The sequence below is a fragment of the Paenibacillus sp. E222 genome (genome assembly GCF_013401555.1).
In the GTDB taxonomy this organism is placed as follows: Bacteria; Bacillota; Bacilli; order Paenibacillales; family Paenibacillaceae; genus Paenibacillus.
Window position 1 is genome coordinate 4,961,570 of record NZ_CP058552.1, and the last position, 24,457, is coordinate 4,986,026.

At 44.4% G+C, this 24,457-nt stretch carries 15 protein-coding genes; 13 read left to right on the top strand and 2 right to left on the bottom strand.

All coding sequences use genetic code 11. The features are described 5' to 3' along the window. Positions 1-86: 86 nt before the first annotated feature. From HW560_RS22195 to HW560_RS22210, 5 genes are read left to right on the top strand one after another with little or no spacing between them, the layout of a single operon-like run. On the top strand, positions 87-3,131 hold the full coding sequence (locus HW560_RS22195; RefSeq protein ID WP_179264765.1) for a glycoside hydrolase family 2 TIM barrel-domain containing protein: 3,045 nt from the start codon (positions 87-89) through the stop codon (positions 3,129-3,131). A gap of 36 nt (positions 3,132-3,167) precedes the next feature. Beyond that, positions 3,168-3,749: a glycoside hydrolase family 95 protein gene (locus tag HW560_RS34055; protein WP_257031408.1), complete on the top strand. Its 582-nt coding sequence runs from the start codon at positions 3,168-3,170 to the stop codon at positions 3,747-3,749. A 20-nt stretch (positions 3,750-3,769) separates the two neighbouring features. Then, positions 3,770-5,515, top strand: coding sequence for a glycosyl hydrolase family 95 catalytic domain-containing protein (locus tag HW560_RS22200; RefSeq protein WP_257031409.1), 1,746 nt, complete (start codon positions 3,770-3,772; stop codon positions 5,513-5,515). Positions 5,516-5,575: 60 nt separating this feature from the next. Continuing rightward, complete coding sequence (locus tag HW560_RS22205; RefSeq protein ID WP_090898458.1) at positions 5,576-7,144, top strand: GH39 family glycosyl hydrolase; 1,569 nt, start codon at positions 5,576-5,578, stop codon at positions 7,142-7,144. Between the two features lie 34 nt (positions 7,145-7,178). Further along, the gene (locus HW560_RS22210; protein WP_179264766.1) at positions 7,179-11,090 is read left to right on the top strand and encodes a heparinase II/III domain-containing protein; all 3,912 of its coding nucleotides are present in this window, start codon (positions 7,179-7,181) and stop codon (positions 11,088-11,090) included. A gap of 243 nt (positions 11,091-11,333) precedes the next feature. On the opposite strand, the gene HW560_RS22215 is transcribed toward HW560_RS22210, so the two are convergent. Next, positions 11,334-13,022, bottom strand: a complete 1,689-nt coding sequence (locus tag HW560_RS22215; RefSeq protein ID WP_179264767.1) for a glycoside hydrolase family 2 protein — start codon at positions 13,020-13,022, stop codon at positions 11,334-11,336. 173 nt (positions 13,023-13,195) lie between these two features. On the opposite strand from HW560_RS22215, the gene HW560_RS22220 reads away from it, so the two are divergent. Beyond that, entirely contained in the window at positions 13,196-14,017 is an 822-nt protein-coding gene (locus HW560_RS22220) for an AraC family transcriptional regulator (protein ID WP_179264768.1), read from the top strand. A gap of 33 nt (positions 14,018-14,050) precedes the next feature. Here HW560_RS22220 and HW560_RS22225 read toward each other — a convergent pair whose 3' ends face one another. Continuing rightward, positions 14,051-14,899, bottom strand: a complete 849-nt coding sequence (locus tag HW560_RS22225; protein ID WP_179265888.1) for an SDR family NAD(P)-dependent oxidoreductase — start codon at positions 14,897-14,899, stop codon at positions 14,051-14,053. Positions 14,900-15,258: 359 nt separating this feature from the next. Between HW560_RS22225 and HW560_RS22230 the strand changes: the two genes are divergently transcribed. The 7 genes from HW560_RS22230 (at position 15,259) to HW560_RS22260 (ending at position 23,994) form a co-directional block, all read left to right on the top strand. Then, positions 15,259-15,843: a TetR/AcrR family transcriptional regulator gene (locus HW560_RS22230; RefSeq protein WP_179264769.1), complete on the top strand. Its 585-nt coding sequence runs from the start codon at positions 15,259-15,261 to the stop codon at positions 15,841-15,843. A 191-nt stretch (positions 15,844-16,034) separates the two neighbouring features. Beyond that, positions 16,035-18,299, top strand: coding sequence for an AraC family transcriptional regulator (locus tag HW560_RS22235; protein ID WP_179264770.1), 2,265 nt, complete (start codon positions 16,035-16,037; stop codon positions 18,297-18,299). 268 nt (positions 18,300-18,567) lie between these two features. Next, positions 18,568-19,530 carry an ABC transporter permease gene (locus HW560_RS22240; protein WP_090898437.1) on the top strand — a complete coding sequence of 321 codons (963 nt, stop codon included), beginning with the start codon at positions 18,568-18,570 and terminating at the stop codon, positions 19,528-19,530. Positions 19,531-19,549: 19 nt separating this feature from the next. Then, a complete protein-coding gene (locus HW560_RS22245; RefSeq protein ID WP_179264771.1) occupies positions 19,550-20,446 on the top strand; it encodes a carbohydrate ABC transporter permease in 897 nt (298 codons plus the stop codon). Positions 20,447-20,513: 67 nt separating this feature from the next. Continuing rightward, positions 20,514-22,169 (top strand): ABC transporter substrate-binding protein, encoded by a 1,656-nt coding sequence (locus tag HW560_RS22250; RefSeq protein WP_179264772.1) that lies wholly within the window; start codon positions 20,514-20,516, stop codon positions 22,167-22,169. Between the two features lie 391 nt (positions 22,170-22,560). Continuing rightward, positions 22,561-22,734: a hypothetical protein gene (locus tag HW560_RS22255; RefSeq protein ID WP_179264773.1), complete on the top strand. Its 174-nt coding sequence runs from the start codon at positions 22,561-22,563 to the stop codon at positions 22,732-22,734. A 97-nt stretch (positions 22,735-22,831) separates the two neighbouring features. Continuing rightward, positions 22,832-23,994 (top strand): IS3 family transposase gene (locus tag HW560_RS22260; protein WP_373564954.1). Its coding sequence is split into 2 segments (ribosomal slippage): positions 22,832-23,096 and positions 23,096-23,994, totalling 1,164 coding nucleotides; the frame shifts between segments, so codons are not numbered across the junction. The last annotated feature ends 463 nt before the right edge of the window (positions 23,995-24,457 follow it).

The following is a 24,457-nucleotide window of genomic DNA, read 5'->3' on the forward strand; positions in this document are numbered from 1 at the left end:
TAAAATTTTATTGAAAACGCTTTACTTTTTTCTAAAAAGTGAAATTGCTAGTTGATCCCATAGAACATATAGAGAGGAATGTTGATATGCTGGACATTACAAAACATTGGGAGGATCCAACCACTCTACACGTAAATCGGGAGGCAGCAAGAGCCTACTACATTCCATATCATGATGCTGTGAGTGCCAAGACACGAAAGAGGGGCAAGTCACCCTATTTCCAGACGTTGAACGGCCAATGGAAATTTGAGTACCATGCGAGTGTCGCTCAGATCCATGAAGCTTTCTATCAAAAGAGCTATGATGCTAGCGGGTGGGACAATCTAATAGTCCCCTCCTGTTGGCAAGTAAACGGATACGATCAGCTTCAGTATATTAACTATAACTATCCGATTTCGTGTGATCCGCCATTCGTACCCGACGACAATCCTGCAGGGTTATATGTAAGGGATTTCGAGGTGCCATCGGAATGGGATGCCAAAGAACGATATGTCGTATTTGAAGGCGTGAATTCCTGTTTCTATCTCTGGGTCAACGGTCAATATGTAGGATACAGTCAAGGCAGCCGAATACCAGCAGAATTTAATCTGTCAACCTATCTTCAGCCTGGATCCAATCGCATGGCTTTGATGGTACTCAAGTGGTGCGATGGAACTTACATTGAAGATCAGGATATGTGGCGGTATTCAGGAATATATCGGGATGTATATCTGTTGGCACGAGACAAAGCCCATATGCGTGATGTATTTCATAAACAGCAATTTACGGCAGGGGGTAATCTGGTCACACTGGTATCGGAGATTAAAACAACAGGCCGTTTGAACGTAAAGGCTGAACTCAAAGATGCTTCAGGAAAGCAAATTGCAACAGCTGAGGGTGTGATTGAAGACAAGGGCACATTGAAACTGGACGTGGAGAAACCTGGTATGTGGAGTGCAGAGAATCCAGTATTGTACGATCTATATTTAACAGCAGGGGATGAAGTACTGCTCTCTTCTATAGGTTTTCGAACGGTAGATGTGCATGAAGGGGTATTTCGCATCAATGGCAAGGCAATCAAGCTGAAGGGTGTAAATCGGCATGATTCCCACCCATTGCTGGGACAAACCATTCCAATGGAAGCCATGATTGAAGATATCAAGTTAATGAAGCAATACAATATCAACACGATTCGGACAGCTCACTATCCCAATGACCCGCGTTTTTTGGAGTTGTGCAACGAATTTGGTATGTATGTCATTGATGAGGCAGATCTGGAGTGCCACGGCATTGGGCAGGCAGGGAACTTCAAAAATGGCTGTTACCAACAATTTTCTGCCGATCCAGTCTGGAAGGAAGCGTTCCTGGAACGTGCGATTCGCATGGTAGAGCGAGACAAGAATCACGCCTCCGTCATCATGTGGTCCTTGGGCAATGAGTCAGGCTACCACGAAAATCATATTGCCATGGCTGAATGGATTCAAAGCCGGGATGAATCCAGACTAGTGCATTACGAGGGAACCGCTTCGCAATTTGGAGGACATCCAAATACCCAATTGCTGGACGTTGAGAGCAAGATGTACTTTACCTACGATGAAGTACGCAATTATGTAGAAGACAAGAACAACCATAAGCCGTTGTTTTTATGTGAATACAGCCATGCCATGGGAAACAGTTGCGGGGATTTGGGGGATTATTGGGATCTCATCTATGCACACCCGCAGCTCATGGGAGGATGTATATGGGAATGGTCAGATCACGGAATTGCTTCCAAGACAGCGGATGGTCAGTCCTACTATGCCTATGGCGGGGATTTCGGAGATTCGCCCCATGATAGCAACTTCTGTATTGATGGCCTGGTCTCGCCAGATCGAAAGCCACACTCGGGTTTGATCGAGCTGAAGCAGATTCATGCTCCAATTCGTGTAGAAGCTATAGATCTGACGCAGGGGTTATTCAGCATTATGAATCGTCATGACTTTGTAGACTTGTCCCATATCGGGCTACACTGGAAAATCACATCGGGTGGAGTCACTGTGCAGCAGGGACAAATCTGGCAGCTTGAAGCAGAAGCCGGGTGTGATCAGCACATTTCGCTTCCGTATGTGTTATCCGCCTTGAAAAGTCAGGCGGCAGAGCTAACTCTATCCTTTTGGAACAATCGGGAGACCGCATGGGCGAGCATGGGATATGAAGTAGCTTTTGCCCAATTTCTAATGAATGAAACTCAATCGCTTATCCGAGTCCAGGAGCAGATTACGGCCACCGCAATCGCTTATCGCCACATTCACGCGGAAGAGGTTCAAGGAACTCTGGTGATGACAGGTCACGGATATCGGTATGAATTTAATCTGGATCAAGGAGCATTTGCAAGTATTACACGGGAAGGGCTGGAAATGCTTGCAGAACCGCTTCGTTTCCACATTTGGCGCGCACCGATTGATAACGATACCTATATTCTGGGCAAATGGCGTGAAGAAGGGTATGACCGTGCCAAAACGAAAATATATGGAACGACCTGGGAGCAAAAGGAAAACGGTGTGTCCCTAAACGTAAAGTACGCTATAGGCGCTTCAGATCGGTATCCCATTCTGCATGGTGAAGCGATCTGGAATGTGCAACACAACGGTGTAATCCAATTGCAGACCCGTGTGAATATACGTGAGAATTTCCCTTATCTGCCGAGGTTCGGACTAGAATGGATCATGCCTGCCGGGAATGAGGAAGTTGAATATTACGGGTATGGACCACATGAAAGCTATCTGGATAAACATCGGAGCGCACGCAAAGGCAGATATCTTACACGCGTACATGATCTCTTCGAGGATGATTATGTCATGCCACAGGAGAACGGGTCTCGCTTTGGAACGGAATGGGCGATGGTTACCAATTTGCTCGGTATGGGTATGATATTTGCTTCTTCCCAGCCCTTCTCTTTCAATGCATCACACTATACACCTGAAGATCTGGCTGCTGCTTCACATACGTATGATCTTAAACCCAGACAGGAAACGGTCGTTCAGCTGGATTATAAAATGAGTGGCGTGGGTTCATCGTCCGTTGGGCCACAATTGCTGGATGTTTATCGGTTGGATGACAAAGAATTCACCTTCGAACTGTGGCTGAAACCGATCTTCAAAGAAGATGAATAGGCATGATAGTCACAGCATATGGAGAGGAGCTGGAAAATGAGCATGGTCAAGGAAAACACCAACAGTAATCAATCTACGATATGGTTCGACGAGCCAGCGAAAGAATGGAACGAATGTCTGCCCATTGGTAACGGTACGTTGGGGGGAATGGTCTATGGCGGCATCACGAAGGAAGTTATTAAATTGAATGAGGACAGCTTATGGTATGGCGGGGCTACGGATCGGAACAATCCGGATGCTGCTGCACATCTGGGGAATATTCGTGACTTACTTATGGAGGGGCATCTTCAGGAAGCTGAACGTCTTGCATTGCTTGCCCTTTCGGGAGTTCCTGAATCTCAGCGTCACTATCTGCCTTTGGGTGACATGACTTTAACCTTTCGAAATCCATTTCCAGGGAAGATTAATGCACCTCAGTCTTACCGCCGTGAGCTGAATCTGGAGGAAGGATATGTTGCGGTAACCTATATGCAAAACGGAATATCACATCGGCGGGAAATATTCACTAGTTATCCTGACAATGCAATGATGATTCATCTGACAGCTGATCAACCAGGAAGCATCCATGTGGATGTGCAGCTGTCCGGGGTGTACGCAAACGTCATATGGATGGAATGATTCGCCTAAGAGACAACTCTATGGCGATACATGGAAGTACAGGCGGGGGCGGAGTCGAATACGCGGCAGCCATACAGGTACAGACAGTTGGAGGTTCGGTACAGATTCTGGGGGAAACTTTGCTGGTGGGAAACGCGGATGAAGTATTCATATCATTTACCGCAGCAACATCATTTCGCTACGATCAACCGCTAGAGGAATGTGATACTCGTCTGCAACAGCTTGCCAGGTATTCCATAGATACATTGAAAGAACGGCATCGGAAGGATTATCAGGCATTGTACCATCGGATGTCACTCCAGTTAGGTCCAGTAAATAAGGAATTGGAGCATCTGCCTACCAACGCGCGACTAGAACGTGTAAAGGCTGGTGAATCAGATCATGGGTTGGTGGGTCTGTATTTTCAATTCGGTCGCTATCTTCTCGAAGCGAGCAGTCGGCCCGGATCATTGCCCGCCAACTTGCAGGGTATATGGAATGAACATCTTACGCCGCCATGGGATAGTAAGTATACGATAAATATCAATACCCAGATGAACTATTGGCCAGCCGAATTATGCAACCTGTCTGAATGCCATGAACCTCTGTTCGATCTGATTGAACGGATGCGAGAGCCTGGGCGACACACGGCCAAAGTCATGTATGGATGTGAAGGGTTTGTCGCCCATCATAATACGGATATTTGGGCAGACACCGCTCCACAGGATACGTATATGCCAGCTACACACTGGCCGATGGGCGCGGCCTGGCTATGTCTTCATATGTGGGAGCATTATCTGTACAGTGGCGATTTGCCATTTCTGGGACGGGCTTATGAAACGATGAAGGAGTCTGCTGTCTTTTTCCTCGACTATCTGAGTGAACTTCCAGATGGGAGACTGGTGACGAGTCCGTCTGTTTCTCCAGAAAACACCTACATGCTACCGAGTGGGGAAAAGGGGACGTTATGTTACGGTCCGGCCATGGACAACCAGATTCTACACGAGTTATTTACAGGTTGTATCGAGGCGTCGATTCAATTGAACAAGGATCAGGAGTTCCGAAATCAGCTGGTTTCGGTTCGAGATCGCCTTCCCGGAATCGAGATCGGGAAGCATGGACAGATCATGGAATGGCTGGAGGATCACGAGGAAGCAGAACCGGGACACCGCCATATGTCCCATTTATTTGCCCTGTATCCTGGTAATCGTATTACACCTACGAATACGCCGGAGCTTAGTCGTGCTGCACGTGTAACACTCGAACGTCGTCTGGAGAACGGGGGAGGTCACACCGGGTGGAGCCGGGCATGGTTGATTAATTTCTGGGCCCGGTTGCTTGATGGAGAACAAGTCTATCAAAACCTGATATCTCTGTTAAAACACTCTACGTTACCGAATCTGCTGGATAATCATCCGCCATTCCAGATTGATGGCAATTTTGGTGCGACAGCAGGTATTGCTGAAGCGTTATTGCAAAGTCACACCGGAACGTTGTTGATTCTCCCGGCTCTGCCTCCGGAGTGGTCTGAGGGGAAAGTAAAGGGGCTGAAAGCGCGTGGTGGCTATATTGTTGATATCGAATGGTTTGCAGACGGCCGACTAGTTGCCTGCATTACCGCTACACAGACCGGGATGGCCAGTATTCTGGCACAGCAGATCAACGAGATCAGACAGCAGGGAGCTGGTACTAACCTTTCCGACGATATAAACACAAACGGCGAGCCGATAACGTTGGAACTGGAAGCAGGATACACTTATGAGCTGTTCGGTAGATACAGTAACTGATTACACTGGCCGATACGCATGATTACAATACGAGAACGAATCGATAACGGAGGGGTATAAATGAATATTAATTTTCAAGGAGAATCCAAACCATTAAATCATATATGGTCAGCTTGTGTCGGGGCAGGCAGAGCCAATGAAGGACTGCGTGCAGACTGGCAGAACCACTTGTTCAAAGCAGTGAAATATGGGGGATTCCGATACTTGCGATTCCATGGTTTGCTTCACGATGATATGCATGTATACAAGATCGTTGATGGACAGGAAGTGTTCAATTTCCAGTATGTTGATGCACTATTTGATGCGATGCTGGACTTGGGGATACGTCCTTTTGTTGAATTTGGCTTTATGCCAAACGATCTGGCGTCCACGGAACGTACCCAATTTTGGTGGAAAGGTAATGTTTCACCTCCGAATGATTATGCCAAATGGGCGAAATTAATCTCAAAACTGGTTGAACACTGGACCCAGCGATATGGTCTGGAGGAAGTTAAGAACTGGTACTTCGAGGTCTGGAACGAGCCGAACCTGAGTGCATTCTGGGATGGAACGAAGGAGCAATATTTCAGGTTGTATCAAGTGTCTGTCGCAGCAATCAAGGCTATCGATGACCGTCTTCGCGTCGGTGGACCGGCTACGAGCAATTTTGTTCCGGATGCAAGGTTTGATGGTGAGTTAGAAGACATCTCCACCCATTTAACACTGGTAACGGAAGACTTAGACTCGCTGGAATGGAAAGGGGTATGGATTGAGGAATTCCTCGCTTTTTGTGAGCGAAAGAAACTGCCCATTGATTTTATATCAACTCATCCATACCCGACAGACTTTGCCCTGGATGGGCACGGTGAGTTTCAAGGAAGATCCAGACATGCCAGTTCTACTAAAGACGATATTGAATGGCTGAAACGTGTGATTGCAAGCAGCGCTTATCCAGATGTCGAAATCCATCTCACCGAATGGAGCAGCAGTCCTTCTTCGCGAGATTGTAGTCATGACTATTTGCCCGCAGCCGCGTATGTGGTCAAGACGAATCTCGAAGTGTCTGACCTGATCGACTCCTTGTCTTACTGGGTATTCACAGATGTCTTTGAAGAAGTTGGCGCAGGGCCGGCGGCTTTTCATGGCGGATTCGGAATGCTGAACTTGCAAGGTATACCGAAACCAACTTTCCATGCCTATTCGTTTCTGAATCAACTTGGAGAGCATGAACTTGCACGAAATGAAGGTACGGTGATTACTCGCACAGATAAAGGAGAACTTCGCGGGTTGTTTTACAATTATCCAGAAGACTATAAAGGGACGGTACCCATGTCCGTATATCCTGATCAGACCGTAGCGCAAACAGCACAGTCCTTCGGCAGCAGCAAAACGTTCAATCTGGTCGTGGAGCAAGTTACTCCGGGGGGGCAATATGTATTGAGAACCGTCGATCGCGACCATGGCGTTGCGGTGCAGTTGTGGAATGAGATGGGTAGTCCAAATTCCCCGAGCAGAGAGCAGACCGAACAGCTGATTGCCTATGCAAATCAATTGAACGAAAGGAAATTTACGGCTGATAGCAATGGTAGACTAACACTCGATTTTAACATCGGGCCTTGGGCTATTGCCTTATTGTCCGAAGAGGTGTAACGGCAAATATGTTTAAGGGAAGGAATTAGTAATCATGGTGAAAACGCAGGAAACCGGCTCTGTGCTGACATTGGCCAAAGATTGGGTAGAACGCGCGGTGGTGGGAACTGAACCGGGACAATATGCTGAAAGCGATTGGAAAACCATTGTCACACTGGTGGAGGCAGAAGAACAAACACAGCGAGACAAATCGACGATCCGGCATCTACTCGATGGAATGGACCAATTCCTGAGCAGGGTACATTGTTCGAACCGAGTCATCAATGAAGAGAATAACCTGCTTGAATTTTCAACGTATCGACGAGAGCTTATCCGTCTTGTATTCAAAGCCCGGGCGATACTTTTAATAGACGCAGAGCAATACACAGAAGGGGCAAAGGTAGCCCTGATGGATCAAATTACACGAGCAGAGGCGGCATTGAATGGGACGTATACGGCACCATTTGTCCGTAATCGCGCTTTTATTGAGCCACGACCGGATGAGGATATACAGGCAGTGACCGAACATTGTACGATGGCACCCAGCTACAACATGGGCACGTATGGGCTCAGACCTGCTATAGAATGGTACACCTATCAGCATATTATGGCAGACTGTTATGAGACGGAGAAGGTATATGCTTCTTCCATTGGATGTGTAAACGAGAGAACAGCAGATCTGTCACGGGGTGACCTCCCAGCCGTAGAATTGGAGCCAGGCAGCATCGCCTATTTGTCATTCGATTTGCCTTCTCTAGATCAACGCAGGCTTCGTCATGCCCGTCTGCGACTTATTAATCATCATACCGATGGGAAAAGCGTAGATCTGTATGCCTTAGAACATTCAAATCATCACTTCCAGACACTGGAGCAGTTGACATACCGCCAAATTGAACAACAACCGAAGATGCAGCCCTGTGCGGATCAGTATCTACGTTCGTTCCAACTAGGCTTCGCTGAAGGTTTCAGTTATGCCGATTTATCCGAGTATGTCATTCGTTCCATGGAGAAGGGAGGAAAGCTGCAGCTGGCACTGACCCTGGGAGAGGGAGAGCTACCTTGCGGATTTTACACCTGTAACCAATCGGAACAACAAAAAAGACCTCTGATTGAACTGTTCTGGGATGAGGTTCAGGAGGATGTTTGGCAGCAAAAAGTAAGAGAAATATGCCAGCGAGCGAAGCAAGTCCTGGCGAATGAAAAGCCCGGTAGCGAACTGGGACAGGTTGACCCCGAAGCTTATCAGCAAGTACAGCAGGAATTGTCCAATGCGGAATGCTTAGCCCGATCACAGCTAAAGACAGAAGAGGTGTCTGTGTCTGGCAGTGAACTGGTTCGTCTTCTCAACGCTATGCGTCATCTTAGGCACAGCCGGGTTTTACGAAGCGATTTGCACGGAAAGTGGAATTTATTTTTCACCACTCAGGGATTGACCGAACTTCGTGAAAAAACGGAACGCAATGACGAACTCAAACGTGAATTTCAGAAGGTCAGAGAATGGTCTGAACGGAGAAGTCTGGCTGATCTGCAATCGTACGCTTCCGTGATGCAGGACGAACCGGACTGGACTTTGCTGAATAAACAATTTGGCTTGTGGACTCGCTCGCGACTGCTTACCTTCACCCCGCCAGAAAATGCAGCATCGGCATCCCTTGCCTTCGTTCTTCCTTCAGAAGACAACGAGGAGCATTACAAACTGGGTCATGTCTGGATTGATCGTGTAAGCATTCTGCCTGCACATGATGCCAATTTGGAAATTGAAAATAGTGGATTCAATGAAGGGAAGCAGCTTCCGAAACACTGGACGCCCGTGGCAATCAAGGGAAAACCAGTATTGCACTGGGAAGACCGCGAGGAATATGTGCAGGACGGCAGTCATTCCATTTATCTGGAAAACCCGACGTCAGAAGACGAGGGGGCCTGGATTTATGACAAGGATATCCCGTTGCAAGGGGGAGTGAACCATACGCTCACGTATTTTGCAAAGGTCGAAGGAAAGTTTAAAAAGGGTGTTCAGGCTGTGCTCACATTCAAGGATGCAGTCGGCAGAGAAGTGGGTTCTTTCCACGGCATTCATAACAAGAAATCACTACCGGGCAATCCAGAGCTTAAGCTTACGGTATCTTTTCAGGCGGATGCGCTGATGTATGCCATGACTGGCGAGCGGAGTTATGCTGAGAAAGTGAAACTCCAGATGTTATGGTTGCTTAATGATTACTGTCAGGGAGTGGAGTCCTGGCTTGTTCACAATGTACGTCCTGACGGGCTGGATGCATATGGCGCAGTACAGATCGGACGTGTCACTACGCTGATTGCCACCTCGTATTCACTGATCCGGGATGCGAATGTATTCTCACAAGAGGAATACGAACGGATGATGGCTCAACTGGATTATCTGATCCGTGATCTGATGGATCTGCGTGATCGAACAGAACTTGGAGCTTATCGCGCCCAGCAGGGAACCAGTAACTGGCATACAGACATGGCGGCAGGAGCGGCGATGCTCGCACTGGCATTTCCGGAGATGCCACATGCAAGACAATGGCTGGATAATGCTAGGTTAATCCTAAAGGGCCAGCTGGACTATCACATTAACGAGGATGGCTCCTGGCCAGAGTCAATCCGTTATCTGTTCGCTGTCATCCAGCGTTATGGTACATTCGCCAAGACACTTCGCCACATGACCGGAGAGAACTGGTTTCAAGGTACTCGGTTCAGCAGTACCTTCAAATATGCGTTGTCGGTACAAACGCCGCCCTATATGTTTTTTGACAACAAAATCAGCACACCCAACTTTGGAGATCACACGCTTGATAACGGAGGCGGTTTCGCGGTTCTTGGGCTGTATGTGGATGAGATCATCTCCTCTGATCCAGAACTTGGTGCACAGGTATATGAGACTTGGATAAGAGCTGGAAAGCCATTATGCGGATTCGGCGTGGAATCGAATATGCTGGAAAACTTCTTCATGCCATCTAGCATCGATACTTTGGCCTCAGATTCAAAAACACTACATTTGGTATCGCGAAGTTTCGAAGATATTGGCTTATATCTTTTCCGCCAGAACTTTAATCGTCCGGATGAAGGATATCTGTCGGTGATCTCAAGCCGGACACCCGTAGGGCATGGACACCATGACCAAGCTTCCTTTATCTGGTATGTAAATAGAATTCCGCTTGTGGTCGATCCAGGGGTAGAAAGTTATTTTGACAGCACATTTGCATGGTATAAAGGCTCCTCCTCTCATAGCGTAATCCAGTTCTGCCATAAAGGGCAATACGTCGATATGCCTCGAGTGAGCGAAGTCCAGCATCTACGTACTTCTGATCTGTTAGATGAGATAACGATACGTATTCAGAGTCCGACAGGTCCAGGCAGCCATACTCGTCATATTGCATATATGAAAAATGGACTGGATGCCTTGATTTTATGGGATGTGATCCGGAATGCGGAAGAAGGGACGAGAATGAATCTGCCTTTAGCAGCTAAGTCAACGTCCATTAAAGGTCAGCGTGCCTTATCCAGCGGGCATTACGGTATTGATTTAGAAACAATCAGTCTGCTTCCTCAGTGTGCTGATATCATCCAAGAGTGGGGAAGAAGTTATCCCATTGCACCATTGGTGGAAGGAAATTCACAGCTGAACTATCTGAGAATAAAAGCTGGACGCAATGAACCACTACTGACTGTTTTATTTGCTCATCCAACAGGTTGCGAAGGCCTGATAACTGAACCGATTCAGTGCTCGGAAAAGCATGCGTTAGCTTACCAGATCAGGAAATTGGATCGTGTAGAGGCCATATTAGTTGTCAACACGAGTGACGAATTTGTAACAACTGAGCTGAGGTATAAACACACGTTGATGGATACAAGAAATAAGGAGATCATTCCGGAAATAAAGAGCCAGATTAGGTTATCGCTCGATGGCGGACAACTGCGCGTATTGATTCCACATTCTAACACGTAAATTACAATCGCTAAAAACTGAAGTCATGTTAGGCGTAATAAAGCAATCACACAAGAAAGCTATTTTGCAGGACTGAATGTGTCAATTCTGCAAAATAGCCCTATGTTATATATTTAAGGTGCATGATGGAAGGATGGATCACGCATGTGCTATAAATATCATATCGGAATTGTTTTCTCCTGATGATCCAGAGCACCTGTCTATCCGAGCAAAGTTTATGGCATTGTAAACATAATGGTTATCTTACTTTTTGTCTTCGCTTTTATAAATGGAGCTCACAACGTCATACGCAAGCTTGGGCCTGCGATATTCATCCACAAGTCCTTTACTATTCCGTGTGCAGGAGCGAGTCAGCAACCAACCTTCGCCTTCAGTCACTCTGCAATCACTAAATTGCCATATAAACATGCCACAAATATCTGTTGATGCTTGATATGCATTTAAGCAATTGCGCAGGATGTCAGCTTGCCGTTCTTCTGAGCCTTTTTCCCGGTTATTACTTCGAAAGCCATAAAATCCATCTGCACCAAATTCACTCATGATAATGGGTTTGTCTGCGCCACCCAGTTTATTGGCCCACTGAATGGCTTCCAAAGCTAATTCCTCAGGCTTTTCGTCCGTATACCAACCGGGATAAAGATTAAATGATACAATTTCTGCAAGATCAAAACACAGTTCCTGATCTCTGTGATGAGATGCAAAAGAACGCGGGCGACTAGGATCTAATTCGCGAATGATGGTCAGTTGTTTGGCATAATGGACTTTGCCTTCCTCCGTATTGCTGGCACATTCATTTAATATAGCCCAAATGATGATGGAGGGATGATTAAAGTGTTGTTCGACCATTTCTCGAGTTACTTGCTCACTCTGCCACGCGAAATTGGGATTACGCATTTGTTCAAGACTCAATCCTCTAGCGTGGTTCTCTTCCCAAATCACAATCCCACGCTCGTCACATAAATCAAGGAACCTTTCGTCATACGGATAATGACTCGTCCGGACTGCATTGCATCCCATTTCTTCAATTAGATCCAAATCTCTTACCATGAGCGATAAAGGAAATGAACATCCCACCATGGGATGATCTTCGTGCCGATTAACACCTTTTAGCTTGAGTTCATGCCCATTTAAAAGTAACTGTCCGTTTGAAATATTAATTTCTCTAAATCCAACCCTGTCCACTAGGTCATCTACTAGTTGTTCATTTGTTATTAGTTTGGTTTGCAACTGGTAGAGACTTGGATTGTCAAGAGACCACTCCAACACATTCGGATACGATACTGTTTGGATAAGTTCTGCTTGTCCCCCAGGCCCAACCTCACAGCTTCCTAGAATAGATTTTATTCCCGCAAGTTCTCCAATAACCTGAACTTGTTGGGGAGATTGACTGATATTGCGAATCATCACTTTCCATCGTCCATTCCATTGATTTGCTTGGAGTAGGGGAGTAAACATAATATTTTCAATGTACAAATCGCTTATTTCTTCCAAAACAACAGGGCGAACAAGGCCACCATAAGTGTAATAGTCATTAGGGAAATGTAGCGCAGATGCCTCACTAAAGGAGTTGTCAACATACACTAAAATTTCATGTTCTCCAGCAATAGCATTGGGGATTATAACTTCGAATGAAGTATAAGCGTTGTAGTGGGTTTTAACAAATTCCCCATCAAAATAGACATGGGCCGTATGACTCACCCCTTTGAATTCCAACCGGATATGGGTCTGACTGGATACCGAAATTACTCTTCTATATACAGCTTTCCCTCTATAGGTGCCAAAATGAGGGTGACTCTCCCAGCATCCTGGAACAGGTAGCTTAAAAGGAAATTCTTTTGGTCGTTCGCCTATGGTATCTACGGGAGAAAACTCCCACAGACCTTCAAGTTCAGTGCTGATCCGAGTATGATGCGTATCAAAAAGTCTAATCATTTTTCAAAATCCTCCCATGTCGAATACAATGTGCGGTAATACATTTAAGTTAACGAATTGGGAAGAGGTTATCCATGGTCAATTCGATCTTAAGGATGTATAAATCGCTCCAAATTTGATTTTATTTATCTCAACAAACATTGTAGGATAGTCTGTGTAGGAGGTTGAACGAAATGTATAATCCCTTAGATTTGGTAGTTCGAATCGTATGGAGCTCACGGAAGCAGACACCGATGGATTGGTCGGATATTCGCAACAATACGTCTGTACATACCTTTTATTGGATTCATGAAGGTAAGGGAACATTCCATACTGAAGATCAAACTTATGAGGTGATTCAGGGAATGTTATTTTATATGGAACCTGGCGCACAGATGCAGATGGAAAATTCTAAAGAGTCACCATTGACCATTAGTATGATTTTGTTTGACTGTTGTGCGGTTTCATATCAAACACCAGAGTGGCAGTTACCTCAATCTATTCACAGGATGGACATTCCATTTTACAGCAGATATCATTCAGAGCGAGCCTTACGACTAGATCATGCTTTTAATGAAATCACGGAATCGTGGTTATTAGGAAATCACTATCGTGAGATGGAAAGTTGTGCTTTGCTATTGAAACTACTTGCTATATTGCACCGCCCGGATCATTTTTCTGAACCGGGAAACACAACTTCCATTATTTTTAAGATAAAAGAAGAACTAGAGACACGGTTTGAGGAACAATTATTCATCCGAGAAATAGCAAGCAAATATGCCATATCCGAATCTTATCTTCGTAAAATGTTTATGAGTCATATTGGACAATCTCCCAAGGAATACTTAACTGAGGTGAGGCTACGTCAGTCTGAACGTTATCTGACTTATACGAACTACACATTTAAAAGAATCGCAAGACAGTGCGGATATCATGATGAATATCATTTCAGCAAGGCTTTTCGCAATTGGAAAGGTGTATCACCATCCATGTTCCGAAAGAATGAGAAACGCTAGAAACGTAAAATTTTATAGAAGTGAAAAACTTATTTACAGGCAGAATCTCCAGTAACTATATCGCCATGGATACAAAAAGAAGTGCATCGGATAACCTTTCCCAATGGGGTCAGGGCAACCAATGCACATCTCAGGCGCAAAATACACATATAGAGGAGGCCTACATTTCTGGTGCTTATCTGCAGCCGTGTAACCGCCATCAACAGGCAAGGCAACGCCTGTAATCTGACCTGCAAGATTTGAACACAAGAAAACAGCTGCGTTGGCTTGATCCTCGGCAGTTTGCAACTTACCGGTTGGAATTGTTGATTTAAACGATGCTGCTTGTGCTGGTGCATTGTCTAACCAGCTAAGAATTGGAGTCGCCGTCATTCCCGGACAAATAGCGTTGACACGAATACCTTTTTCAGCATATTCCATAGCTACACTTTTTGTAATTCCGTTTATTGCAAATTTAGTAGCAGAATAGATTGCTTGATTCTGACCGCCGATCAGACCAAAACCAGAAGATGTGTTAACAATTGCTCCGCCGCCCGTTTTCAACATAGCTTGAATTTCATGTTTGATGGCATAATAAGTTCCATACAAATTTATTTTGACCACACGGTCAAAGTCTTCCGTAGAAGAATCCGCCATGGGGGCCGGGGGCAGTGTGATTCCAGCATTATTGTGAGCAAAATCCAGTTGTCCAAATTCCGATACTGTTGTCTGTACAAGTCTGATAATATCTCCTTCAACAGCTACATTTGTTCTAACAAAGCTTGCAACGCCTCCAAAGTCATTAATTAGTTGTACAGTTTCAAGACCTGCCTCTTTGTTGATATCAGCTACCATTACCTTTGCACCTGCTTGAGCAAATGCAATTGCACTAGCTCGGCCAATACCTGAGCCTGCTCCCGTTACGGAACCCTGCCTTTTTTTCCATTAAGTTATACATTGTTATCCTCCTGCAACATGTTAATTTTTGTGTTGAATTCTTTATGTCTGGGAAAATCCTTTTCTTAGGTTGAATAACGCTGTGTTGTGTGCTTATAATTTTTAAGCAAATGAAATTCTTTATTGTACACAGATTAATCTTTGTCCATTATTAACTTGATTTTCCCAACAATTAAATTCATAATTCTGTCACATGTCAATTATAAAAGCATAAAAATTAAATTAATATAAGCAGAGTTTGTCCAATTTGTAGGATAACCTACAGATGGCACTTCATTTGTTGGATTAGAGAAAGGTGTTACGAAATGAAAACGGAACGAGATCTAAGAGTACTTAAAACACTCGAACACATAAAAAGTGGATTTTCGTTATGTGTCAGTCAAAAAACATTTAAATCAATCATAATTAAAGACATTTCAACTGCTGCGAAAGTCAATCGCTCGACATTTTATACATACTACACCGACAAGTACCATCTTCGTGATGAACTAGTTAAAGCGACTCTTCAAGACCTTGATCGTGCTATTGACCTGACGTTTATTACGTTTGACGATCAAAGTTCCTCCCAGACTCGTAGTGTTATAGTCCAGCATCTTGAGCATTTATGGAGTCAGAAAGAATGGTATCTTCTTTTGTGGAATAAAAATCTGGAACTTTATGTTTTTGAGGATATGCAGTCCTTACTGGAGAATAAAATTCGGAACATATTTACCCAAGAAGATAAGGACGAATTCTCAGAAAGAAAGGAACTTTTTGCGCGTTTGTACGCCTCCACAACGATGAGCATTTTAAAATGGTGGTATGAAGTAGCTCCGACCACTTCTGCAGCCAAAGTAGCTGACATTATTTATAATCATTGGGAATTAGGAATGCATCGGACATTTTTCTAAAGGGATGAAGACTGATTGCTTTTAATGAATTGGGAATTTGAGGTATGGGAAGGGGGGGCGATATATAGGAATGGCACCTATGTAATTTCAACTAATTGAAGGAACACAGCAGCGAAAAGCTAAAACGCATTTAAGTAAGTAAAATTGATGACCACAATTGAAACCGTTATCAATTGAGGAGAGGTGAGTGAATGAATTTTGCCGTGGTAAGAAAATGGTTGAATAATAGACCGCTATTCTTTCGTTTAGTGATTCCCTATATTGCTGTTGTTATCTTACTGGCTTCCTGCCTCGGTTTTACCTATAGTAAATCGTTAAAGATCGTTAAAAAAGATATTTTGTATGCCAACGATATGGCTCTTGAACAAACTAGGCGAACGCTAGAGATTCGTATTTCCGAGATGGAGCAGACAATGTGGGATATCGTTTCGCTTCCCTCCGTTCGTCGAGCGTTGATTATTCGCGAACCTTTCGAGCAGGCCAACCCATACCGTTTTAAAAGTGTCAGCAGTTCGCTGAAGCAATTATCTTTGAGTAATGACTTCATTCTGGATTATTTTGTGCTTTTCAAGCGTAGTAGTATGGCTGTAAACAGTGATAAAATTTATACCTTTCCACAATTGTACGAATTATACTTCCAATACGATGAGGGTTCGCGGGATCATTGGCAGGACCGATTCTTTCAACTGAACGGAAACTTCCAGCCTGCTATGCAATTGACCTTGGCTGGGAAAACTGTCTCTGGCATACCCTTCATTCGCCCAATGGGCAACGGGAGGGAAGTCCATGGGGCTCTGCTAGTTCTTATGGATAATCGGAAAATTCATGAGCTACTGGGCAGCATGCAGTTATCGGAAGGCAGCCTGTCTTATATTGCAGATCAGAAGGGGCAGATCATCAGTTACGTGTCCGGTACCGGTGTGGAAGGCCTTGTTCCGTCCGTGGTCAAAGATGTAAATCTTAAGGATATGATCACAGCATCCACCACGTCTCATCAACTCGGCTGGACCTTTGTAACTGCTCATCCCCAAGCGATTGTCGCCGAGCGTTCTCTTGAAATTACACAGTCCATTCTCTACGTGTTACTGATCTTTGTATTCCTAGGACTTGTTATCTCCATCGGACTGGCACATCGCCACAGCCTTTCCCTACACAGGCTGACCCGCCACTTTACCGAACAGAGCGAACCCAAACTGTTTTTCGGGAATGCATATAGTTGGATTGAGCAAAAGGTAGGCGGCTTGTCAGAACGTCAGCATATTATGGAGAAGTTGCACAAGGAGCAGCTTCCTATCCTTCAAACCACTTTTTATGAACAGCTGCTTAAAGGGTACTTCAGTTCTGAGGACCATCTTCAATCACTTATGAAACATGCGGGGCTCGAATTCGACAGTACCGGTTATCTTGTAATCACCATTCATTTCACAGGATATGGAGATGGCGTTGATGCGGATATATTGAGGGAAGTCGAGGGCAAAAAAATAATTGTCAAAGAGGCACTGCGCTTCAGCGATGCCGCAAAGAGCATCCACGTGCACGATTGGGATACATATCATCTGTCCATCATTTACTGTTGTGGGGACGAAGAAATTCAAGATCTTCGTTTAGTGGAACAAATTCTACTTCATATTTTAGGAAATCATTCTCTCTACCTGGAAGAAGAGCTGGATGTGGTTGTCACCGCGAGCAGTATGGTAACAAATCTATGGGAGCTTCCACATGCGTATCAGGAGGCTATGACAGCATTTCGCCAGTATGTTTGGGACCCACGCCATCGTTTTGTTTGGTACGACGGCCAGCCTGAAAACCAGTCATTTGCATACTATCCTCCCGAACTCGAAGCGATGCTTGTCCAATGCACATTGACGGGGGACATAGAACGAATGCAGGACTTGCTGCACGGTCTGTATCAAGAAAATATGGTAAACCGCAAACTGAGCTTGTCCATGCTGCAATTGTTCCTCAATGAACTTCTTGGCACGTTGGCTAAAGTGTTGATCGAATTGAAAAATATGCAAACCAGTCCGGAAGAATATGTTCAGATTCGTTGTGTCAGAGATGCTGTTGACTATTATGGACAAATTCATGACCGTTTCCTGTCGCTCGGTTCGCTCATTCACCTAAATAAACGGAGCCATAACATAGAATTGCGCGATCGATTGACTGCCTTTATTCAGAAGAACGCCTTCGGTTCCGATCTTAGTGCCTCCAAGGTAGCCAGGGAATTCAACATATCATCGGCATATTTTTCACAATTTTTCAAGGAACAGGTAGGAAGCAATTTTTCCACATATCTGGAGCAACTGCGCATAGCCCGCGCCAAGGAGCTTTTGAATGGAACGGATAGCAACGTCCAAGAAATAGCCGTTTCCATCGGTTATAATTCTTCGAATTCCTTCATTCGAGCCTTTAAGCGGAGTGAAGGAAGAACACCTTCAGAGTACCGACAAGCGTAATGGAGGCAAATCTACAGCACAGATAGAGTGCAAATATAGACTAGCAACGAAGCTGCGGAAGATTTCACATTATGATTCAAAAACTTGGCGCACATGCAGTGTGCCAAGTTTTTTTATATATAATTCGTTGTTAGAAGAACTAGATTATGTAAATCTTAAAGATTGCACATGAATCTGAAAAATGAAACTTTACGAAATTAAGCGTTTTCATTATGTTTGTTGTGTATTCGCTGCATAACCAAATATGGCATAAGGGGGGAGAAAATGAATGCAGAAGCCGCAAGTACAGGTTACAACCAGACCACCAAAAGAGATGACTGAATCCGGGCATCGTGGGAGACCCTGGATCAAAAGTTGGCAATTGTACAGCTTATTGATTTTTCCTTTAGCGTACCTGATTATTTTCAAGTATGTCCCTATGTATGGAACGCTAATTGCATTCAAAAATTATGTTCCAACCAAAGGAATATGGGGAAGTGATTGGGTTGGCCTGCTGCATTTCGAACGTTTTTTGAACTCGTATCAATTTGTAAGAATACTGAAAAATACGCTCTCCTTGGCGCTGTATGAATTGGCGGTGGGATTCCCGTTGCCGATTCTGCTGGCGCTGGGACTTAACTATGTCCGAAACACGTTTTTCAAAAAGAGTGTACAGATGATAACCTATGCTCCGCACTTTATATCAGTTGTGGTACTCGTCGGAATTACAATGCAATTTTTGCAGCCTGGAACTGGAGCGTTAAACGTTATTTTAGGTTTTTTTGGGGTTGATTCTGTTCACTTTATGGCCAAACCAGAATATTTCAAAACGATCTACGTATTGTCCGGCTTATGGCAAAATATTGGTTTTTCCTGCATTATTTATCTGGCTGCCTTGTCAGCCATCGATCCCACGCTTCATGAGGCCGCATTGATGGACGGAGCCTCAAAAGTAAGACGAATGTGGCATGTGGATCTGCCAGGCATCATCCCAGTCATTACCGTGCTCTTTATTTTGCAAATGGGTAATTTCATGGATTTGGGATTTGAGAAGGTGCTTTTGATGCAAAATCCACTAAATATGCGTACATCAGAAATTATTGATACGTACGTGTACAATATCGGCCTTAAAGGAGCTGTTCCGCAGTATTCGGCAGCCGCGGCCATCGGTTTATTTAAAAATGTGGTTGCGCTTATTCTGCTGGTCATTGCGAATAGGATGGCACGACGTACAGGCAACAGTCTGTGGTAAGCATAGGGGAGGGAGAACGATGTCAAACATATCCATTCGCAAAAGTAAAGGAGATCTCATCTTTGACATAATCAATCACAGTGTGTTGATCATCCTGCTTCTGGCTGTGCTCTATCCTCTGGTGTATATCGTCAGCGCATCATTTAGTGCAAGCGAATCGGTTGTATCCGGAAAGGTCTGGCTATGGCCTGTCAAACCAACATTGGACGGATACAAGGCTGTTTTTGCCAACGGTATGATCTGGACAGGATTTATGAATTCATTGGTTTATGCGGTTGCAGGTACTTTTATCAATGTGATGTTTACGATATTGGCGGCGTATCCGTTATCCCGTCATGACTTAAAAGGCAGAGGCATATTTACTTTTCTGTTTGTGTTCACAATGATGTTTTCCGGGGGACTGATCCCCACGTATCTCGTTGTCCGGGACTTGGGGTTGCTTGATACCCGGTTGGCGCTGATTTTGCCTGCGGCCCTGTCAGTCTGGAACATGCTCATTACGAGAACGTATTTTCAGACAACCATATCCAGAGAACTTCTGGAAGCAGGACAGATGGACGGATGCAATGACTACAAGTTTTTATGGAAAATTGTTCTGCCCTTATCCGGTCCGATTGTAGCGGTCATCTCGTTGTTTTATGCGGTTGGCCACTGGAATCAGTATTTCAGTGCGATGATCTATTTGCGCGATCCACAACTGTTTCCGTTGCAATTAGTGCTGCGAGACATCCTGATCCAGAATCAGATTGATTTTTCCACCATGAGTAGCACAGAGGAGCTCGTCAAGCGAGAAGGGATTCGAGAATTGCTGAAATATTCGCTTATCGTGGTATCTACGTTGCCACTTATGGTTGTGTATCCTTTTGTGCAGAGGTATTTTGTCAAAGGTATGATGATCGGTTCATTAAAAGGCTGAAGCATAACGTTTTGCGCTTTTGCCCTGATATACATTCCATCAGGAATCGGAAGAGAGGGGTCAGAGGATGAGAAGAAATGTACGGTTGTTCTGGATGTTAATGTTGGTTTTCGTCTTCCTTACAAGCGCTTGCTCACCTGCCGGGAACAATACTGAGTCCTCGCAGAACGAGGGAATTGTAACTGTTGAGGAAAATATGACCGAACCAGGAAGTTTTCCTATCGTCAAAGAAAAAGTGACGCTCAAGGTACTTATCCGCGGAGCATCGGGGGTTGATTTTGATACAAATACATTTACGAAATGGTACGAAGAAAAAACCAATGTACACATTCAATTTGAGGTTGCTCCCGAGAATGGCTTCGAAGAGACGCTTAATCTAGCCCTTGCCAGTGGCAACTATCCGGATATGATTATCGGCATGGAGATCAAGCCAGCTACCGAGATGTTATATGGAAAATCCGGTACATTTTTGCCTCTAAACGATATGATTGAAAAATATGGCGTCAACATGAAGAAGATCTTTGATGAAAAACCGTTAGTGCAGCAAGTCATTACTGCTCCTGACGGGAATATATACAGCGTTCCAGACATCGGGGAATGTTTTCATTGTGATTATGCCAAACGGATGTGGATCAACAAAACATGGCTGGATAATCTGGGCCTTAAAATGCCAACGACAACTGAAGAATATTATAACGTGTTGAAAGCTTTTAAGACACAAGACCCCAATGGAAACGGGAAAGCCGACGAAATTCCACTTGCGGGCGCTGTTGGAGGATGGAATACCGAAATTGAAGGTTTCCTGATGAACTCTTTTATTTATAACCCAATGGGAAGTACCCAGACAGGTATGATGCTGGATCAAGGCAAGGTTGTCGCTGCTTTCATACAAGACCCATGGAAAGAAGGATTGGCTTACATGAAGCGCCTATATTCGGAGGGATTGATTGCTCCAGAAACGTTTACGCAGGATAATGCGCAGTACAGACAGATGGGTGAGGGAGGAGATGCTCCTAGAGTTGGAAGCTGTCCTGGCGGTTTATATGGTTGCACAGCATACGGGCAGGAGCGATATAAAGAGTACGTTGCTCTTCCACCCCTAGCTGGCCCTGACGGGACGCGCATCGCATGGACGAATCCGTATGAAGGAATCACTTCGGGACGCATCGTGATTACAAACAACTCCAAATATCCTGAAGTTGCGTTCCGATGGGCAGATGGCCTATTAGATGGAGGTGAGGTCAGTCTTCGCTCAGACACAGGAACGATGGGCGAGTATTGGGACTGGGCTGAAGAGGGAACGGGAATCAATGGCAAGCCAGCAGTCTGGGAGAAATTAAAGGAAAAAACGGCAGACAGCAATGTTGGCTGGCAGACCCGTGCACCCCGTTACTATCCAGCAGATCTACGACTCGGAGAAAAACGAAACGACGAATTTCCACTGGAGGTTATCCTCTTTGAGGCTGCTAAGCAATACGAACCTTACAAAGCTGACAGCAGTCTAGTCATTCCTCCACTGTTCTATGACGAAGAGCAGGCTGCCGAACTGGTGAATCTGGAGAAGACCATTATTGATTATAAAAAAGAAATGCTAGCCAGATTCATCACAGGGGATGCTGACCTGGAAAGCGAATGGGGCACTTATGTAGATACAATGAACCAAATGGGGTTGGAGCGTTACGCACAAATTATTCAGGAAGCATATGATGCCAGTCAGAAATAAGAGGAAGATAATTTTGCTTTAGATGGTAAAGAGCGAGCTATGGACATGTACAATTCCATGGCTCGCTCTTATATAGCTATTTGCCACATATAAGAAACCACACATAACTCAAGTTTGACGTAGTTTCGGCTGCTTAAGAGTTGCATAAACAACTGTAAAGTTTAACCCCAGTTTGTTTATCAGTGAACAGAAATTACGGTTGTCAAACATAACTTGTTATGGCAGATCGTCATTTGCACATGAATAAATATTGTGCTATTCTTCGGGTAAGAAACATGATCACTCTCTTTATCAGTATTAAGGAAGAGATTCGAATTGAAGAGTTTGCTACTTTAGATGAAGAAGATTAGAAACTGCTTACGACATTAAATTATCTCTTTGGGGGAATAAAATGAGTAAAATGAATAATGAGTCTATTAATAATAGGCGAGTTGATGACCTCTCGAATGTCAAATTCATGGCTCCTTCAATTGATGGTGGACCTGATCGCGAAGTTACTGTTGTTTACCAGCGAAAGGCAAACTATGGTATGCCTTCATTCCTCAAAATTAAAAAAAAGATTTAAAAGCCATCGCTTATTGGTATTATCCCCTTTTGGTAGACATGAGAAAAAAGACATCTGTTAAGATGAACTTAATCATGTAAACGAAGGGGATTTTTTCATGGCTAAAAAAGGTCAAACATTCCGGCGGTACTCTTTGGATTTGAAATTGGAGGCAGTTCGGCTGGTCAACGAAGAACATATGAGTATACGCGAAGTAGCGACACGTTTAGATATTCAAAATAAATCTCAGGTACAAGTGTGGGCAGCAAAAGCAAAACAGGGAATGAGTCTGGAGCCTGTTACGTCCAAACGGGGACGCCCTAGAACCAAGTTTTCCAGTATGGAAGAAGAGATGGCGTACTTGCGGGCGGAGATTGAATATTTAAAAAAGCAGTATCCAAATCTACACAAGGAGTGACGAGTAAAGCGGCCAGATTTCAAATTATTGAGGACCTACGAGCACGCCACGGTCTGGTTTGGCTCTTGAAGTTAGCTGCGGTTTCCCGCTCGGGTTATTACAAGTGGAGAAAAAGCATAGCAGCAGCAAAAGAGCGTAGACACAAGGAACATGAACTAGAATCCCATTTGCTTGCCATTCATCGCGTGCATCCTTACTTTGGCTATCTTCGAATGACCGTTGCTTTACGACGGGAAGGCCTTCGAGTCAACCACAAAAAGGTGTACCGATTAATGAAACAATTAGGCATCTGTTCGGTCATTCGAAAAAAGTGTCGATTCTTTGGAAAACAAGCCTCTGTGGTGAACCCGAATCGGCTGGAGTGTCAGTTTCAGGCGGATACACCACGAACGAAGCTGGTTACGGACATTACCTATATTCGTGCTGGAGAACACTTTGTGTATCTCTCTGTTATTCAGGATTTATACAATAACGAAATTGTAGCGTGGCATCTTTCTGAACGAAATGACCTCGCTTTAGTTCATGACACGCTGGATAGACTCCGTCAGCACGTGGATCTGAATGGCGTAATCCTACACTCAGATCAAGGATTTCAATATACGTCGAAGCCATTTAACCGTAAACTAAACCAGCTCGGCATGCTAGGCAGTCACTCCAGGCGTGGAAATTGCTTAGATAATGCCTGTATTGAACCTTTTTTCTCTCATTTGAAGACGGAGAAAATTTATTTGAATAAGGCAGCAAACAAAGCAGAGGTTGAACAGCAAGTGAGTGAATACATATTGTTTTACAACCAAAACCGATTTCAGAAAAAACTAAACGACCGCTCCCCGGTAGAATACCGGGAAACGGCCGCAGCTTAAATCTTGTCTTTTTTTGTACTGTCTACTTGACAGGGTTATGACCATATACGTTGGCTTTTTTCTTTAAAGATAATATTCCACTAGCCGAATTTTCTCAATAATAAATGGAGACAATCTCGAATACGAGTCAATTTGAAGGTAAACTGAATCCGAAAATCATTTCGAAGCATGGAGGCGAGCGTCATGAAACTGGATGCACCCTCAGTATCAACAATACAAAAATGCAATGCTTACTTGATCAGCATCGGCTCAGCAGCGCTATTGTAGACAAATCAAAGCGTTTAGGCAGCTGCAGTGTTGACGTCATAGGAAAGCGTGATTTCCGCCTAACAGGAAATATACTGTATAAACTCAAATAATAGATTCAATAAGAGACGTTCCACTCACAATTAAGAGGGAGGTTTTTTATAGTTACATAATATGGTTATTTAAGCTGTACATAATTCTCAATATAGCCAGTAAT

Excerpts from the sequence above, each read along its gene's own strand:
- HW560_RS22230 (WP_179264769.1), top strand. The coding sequence starts at position 15,259 with ATGAAAACGGAACGAGATCTAAGAGTACTTAAAACACTCGAACACATA.
- HW560_RS22245 (WP_179264771.1), top strand. The coding sequence starts at position 19,550 with ATGTCAAACATATCCATTCGCAAAAGTAAAGGAGATCTCATCTTTGAC.
- HW560_RS34055 (WP_257031408.1), top strand. The coding sequence starts at position 3,168 with ATGAGCATGGTCAAGGAAAACACCAACAGTAATCAATCTACGATATGG.
- HW560_RS22240 (WP_090898437.1), top strand. The coding sequence starts at position 18,568 with ATGCAGAAGCCGCAAGTACAGGTTACAACCAGACCACCAAAAGAGATG.
- HW560_RS22205 (WP_090898458.1), top strand. The coding sequence starts at position 5,576 with ATGAATATTAATTTTCAAGGAGAATCCAAACCATTAAATCATATATGG.
- HW560_RS22195 (WP_179264765.1), top strand. The coding sequence starts at position 87 with ATGCTGGACATTACAAAACATTGGGAGGATCCAACCACTCTACACGTA.
- HW560_RS22220 (WP_179264768.1), top strand. The coding sequence starts at position 13,196 with ATGTATAATCCCTTAGATTTGGTAGTTCGAATCGTATGGAGCTCACGG.
- HW560_RS22250 (WP_179264772.1), top strand. The coding sequence starts at position 20,514 with ATGAGAAGAAATGTACGGTTGTTCTGGATGTTAATGTTGGTTTTCGTC.
- HW560_RS22255 (WP_179264773.1), top strand. The coding sequence starts at position 22,561 with ATGAGTAAAATGAATAATGAGTCTATTAATAATAGGCGAGTTGATGAC.
- HW560_RS22235 (WP_179264770.1), top strand. The coding sequence starts at position 16,035 with ATGAATTTTGCCGTGGTAAGAAAATGGTTGAATAATAGACCGCTATTC.
- HW560_RS22210 (WP_179264766.1), top strand. The coding sequence starts at position 7,179 with ATGGTGAAAACGCAGGAAACCGGCTCTGTGCTGACATTGGCCAAAGAT.
- HW560_RS22215 (WP_179264767.1), bottom strand. The coding sequence starts at position 13,022 with ATGATTAGACTTTTTGATACGCATCATACTCGGATCAGCACTGAACTT.
- HW560_RS22200 (WP_257031409.1), top strand. The coding sequence starts at position 3,770 with ATGGCGATACATGGAAGTACAGGCGGGGGCGGAGTCGAATACGCGGCA.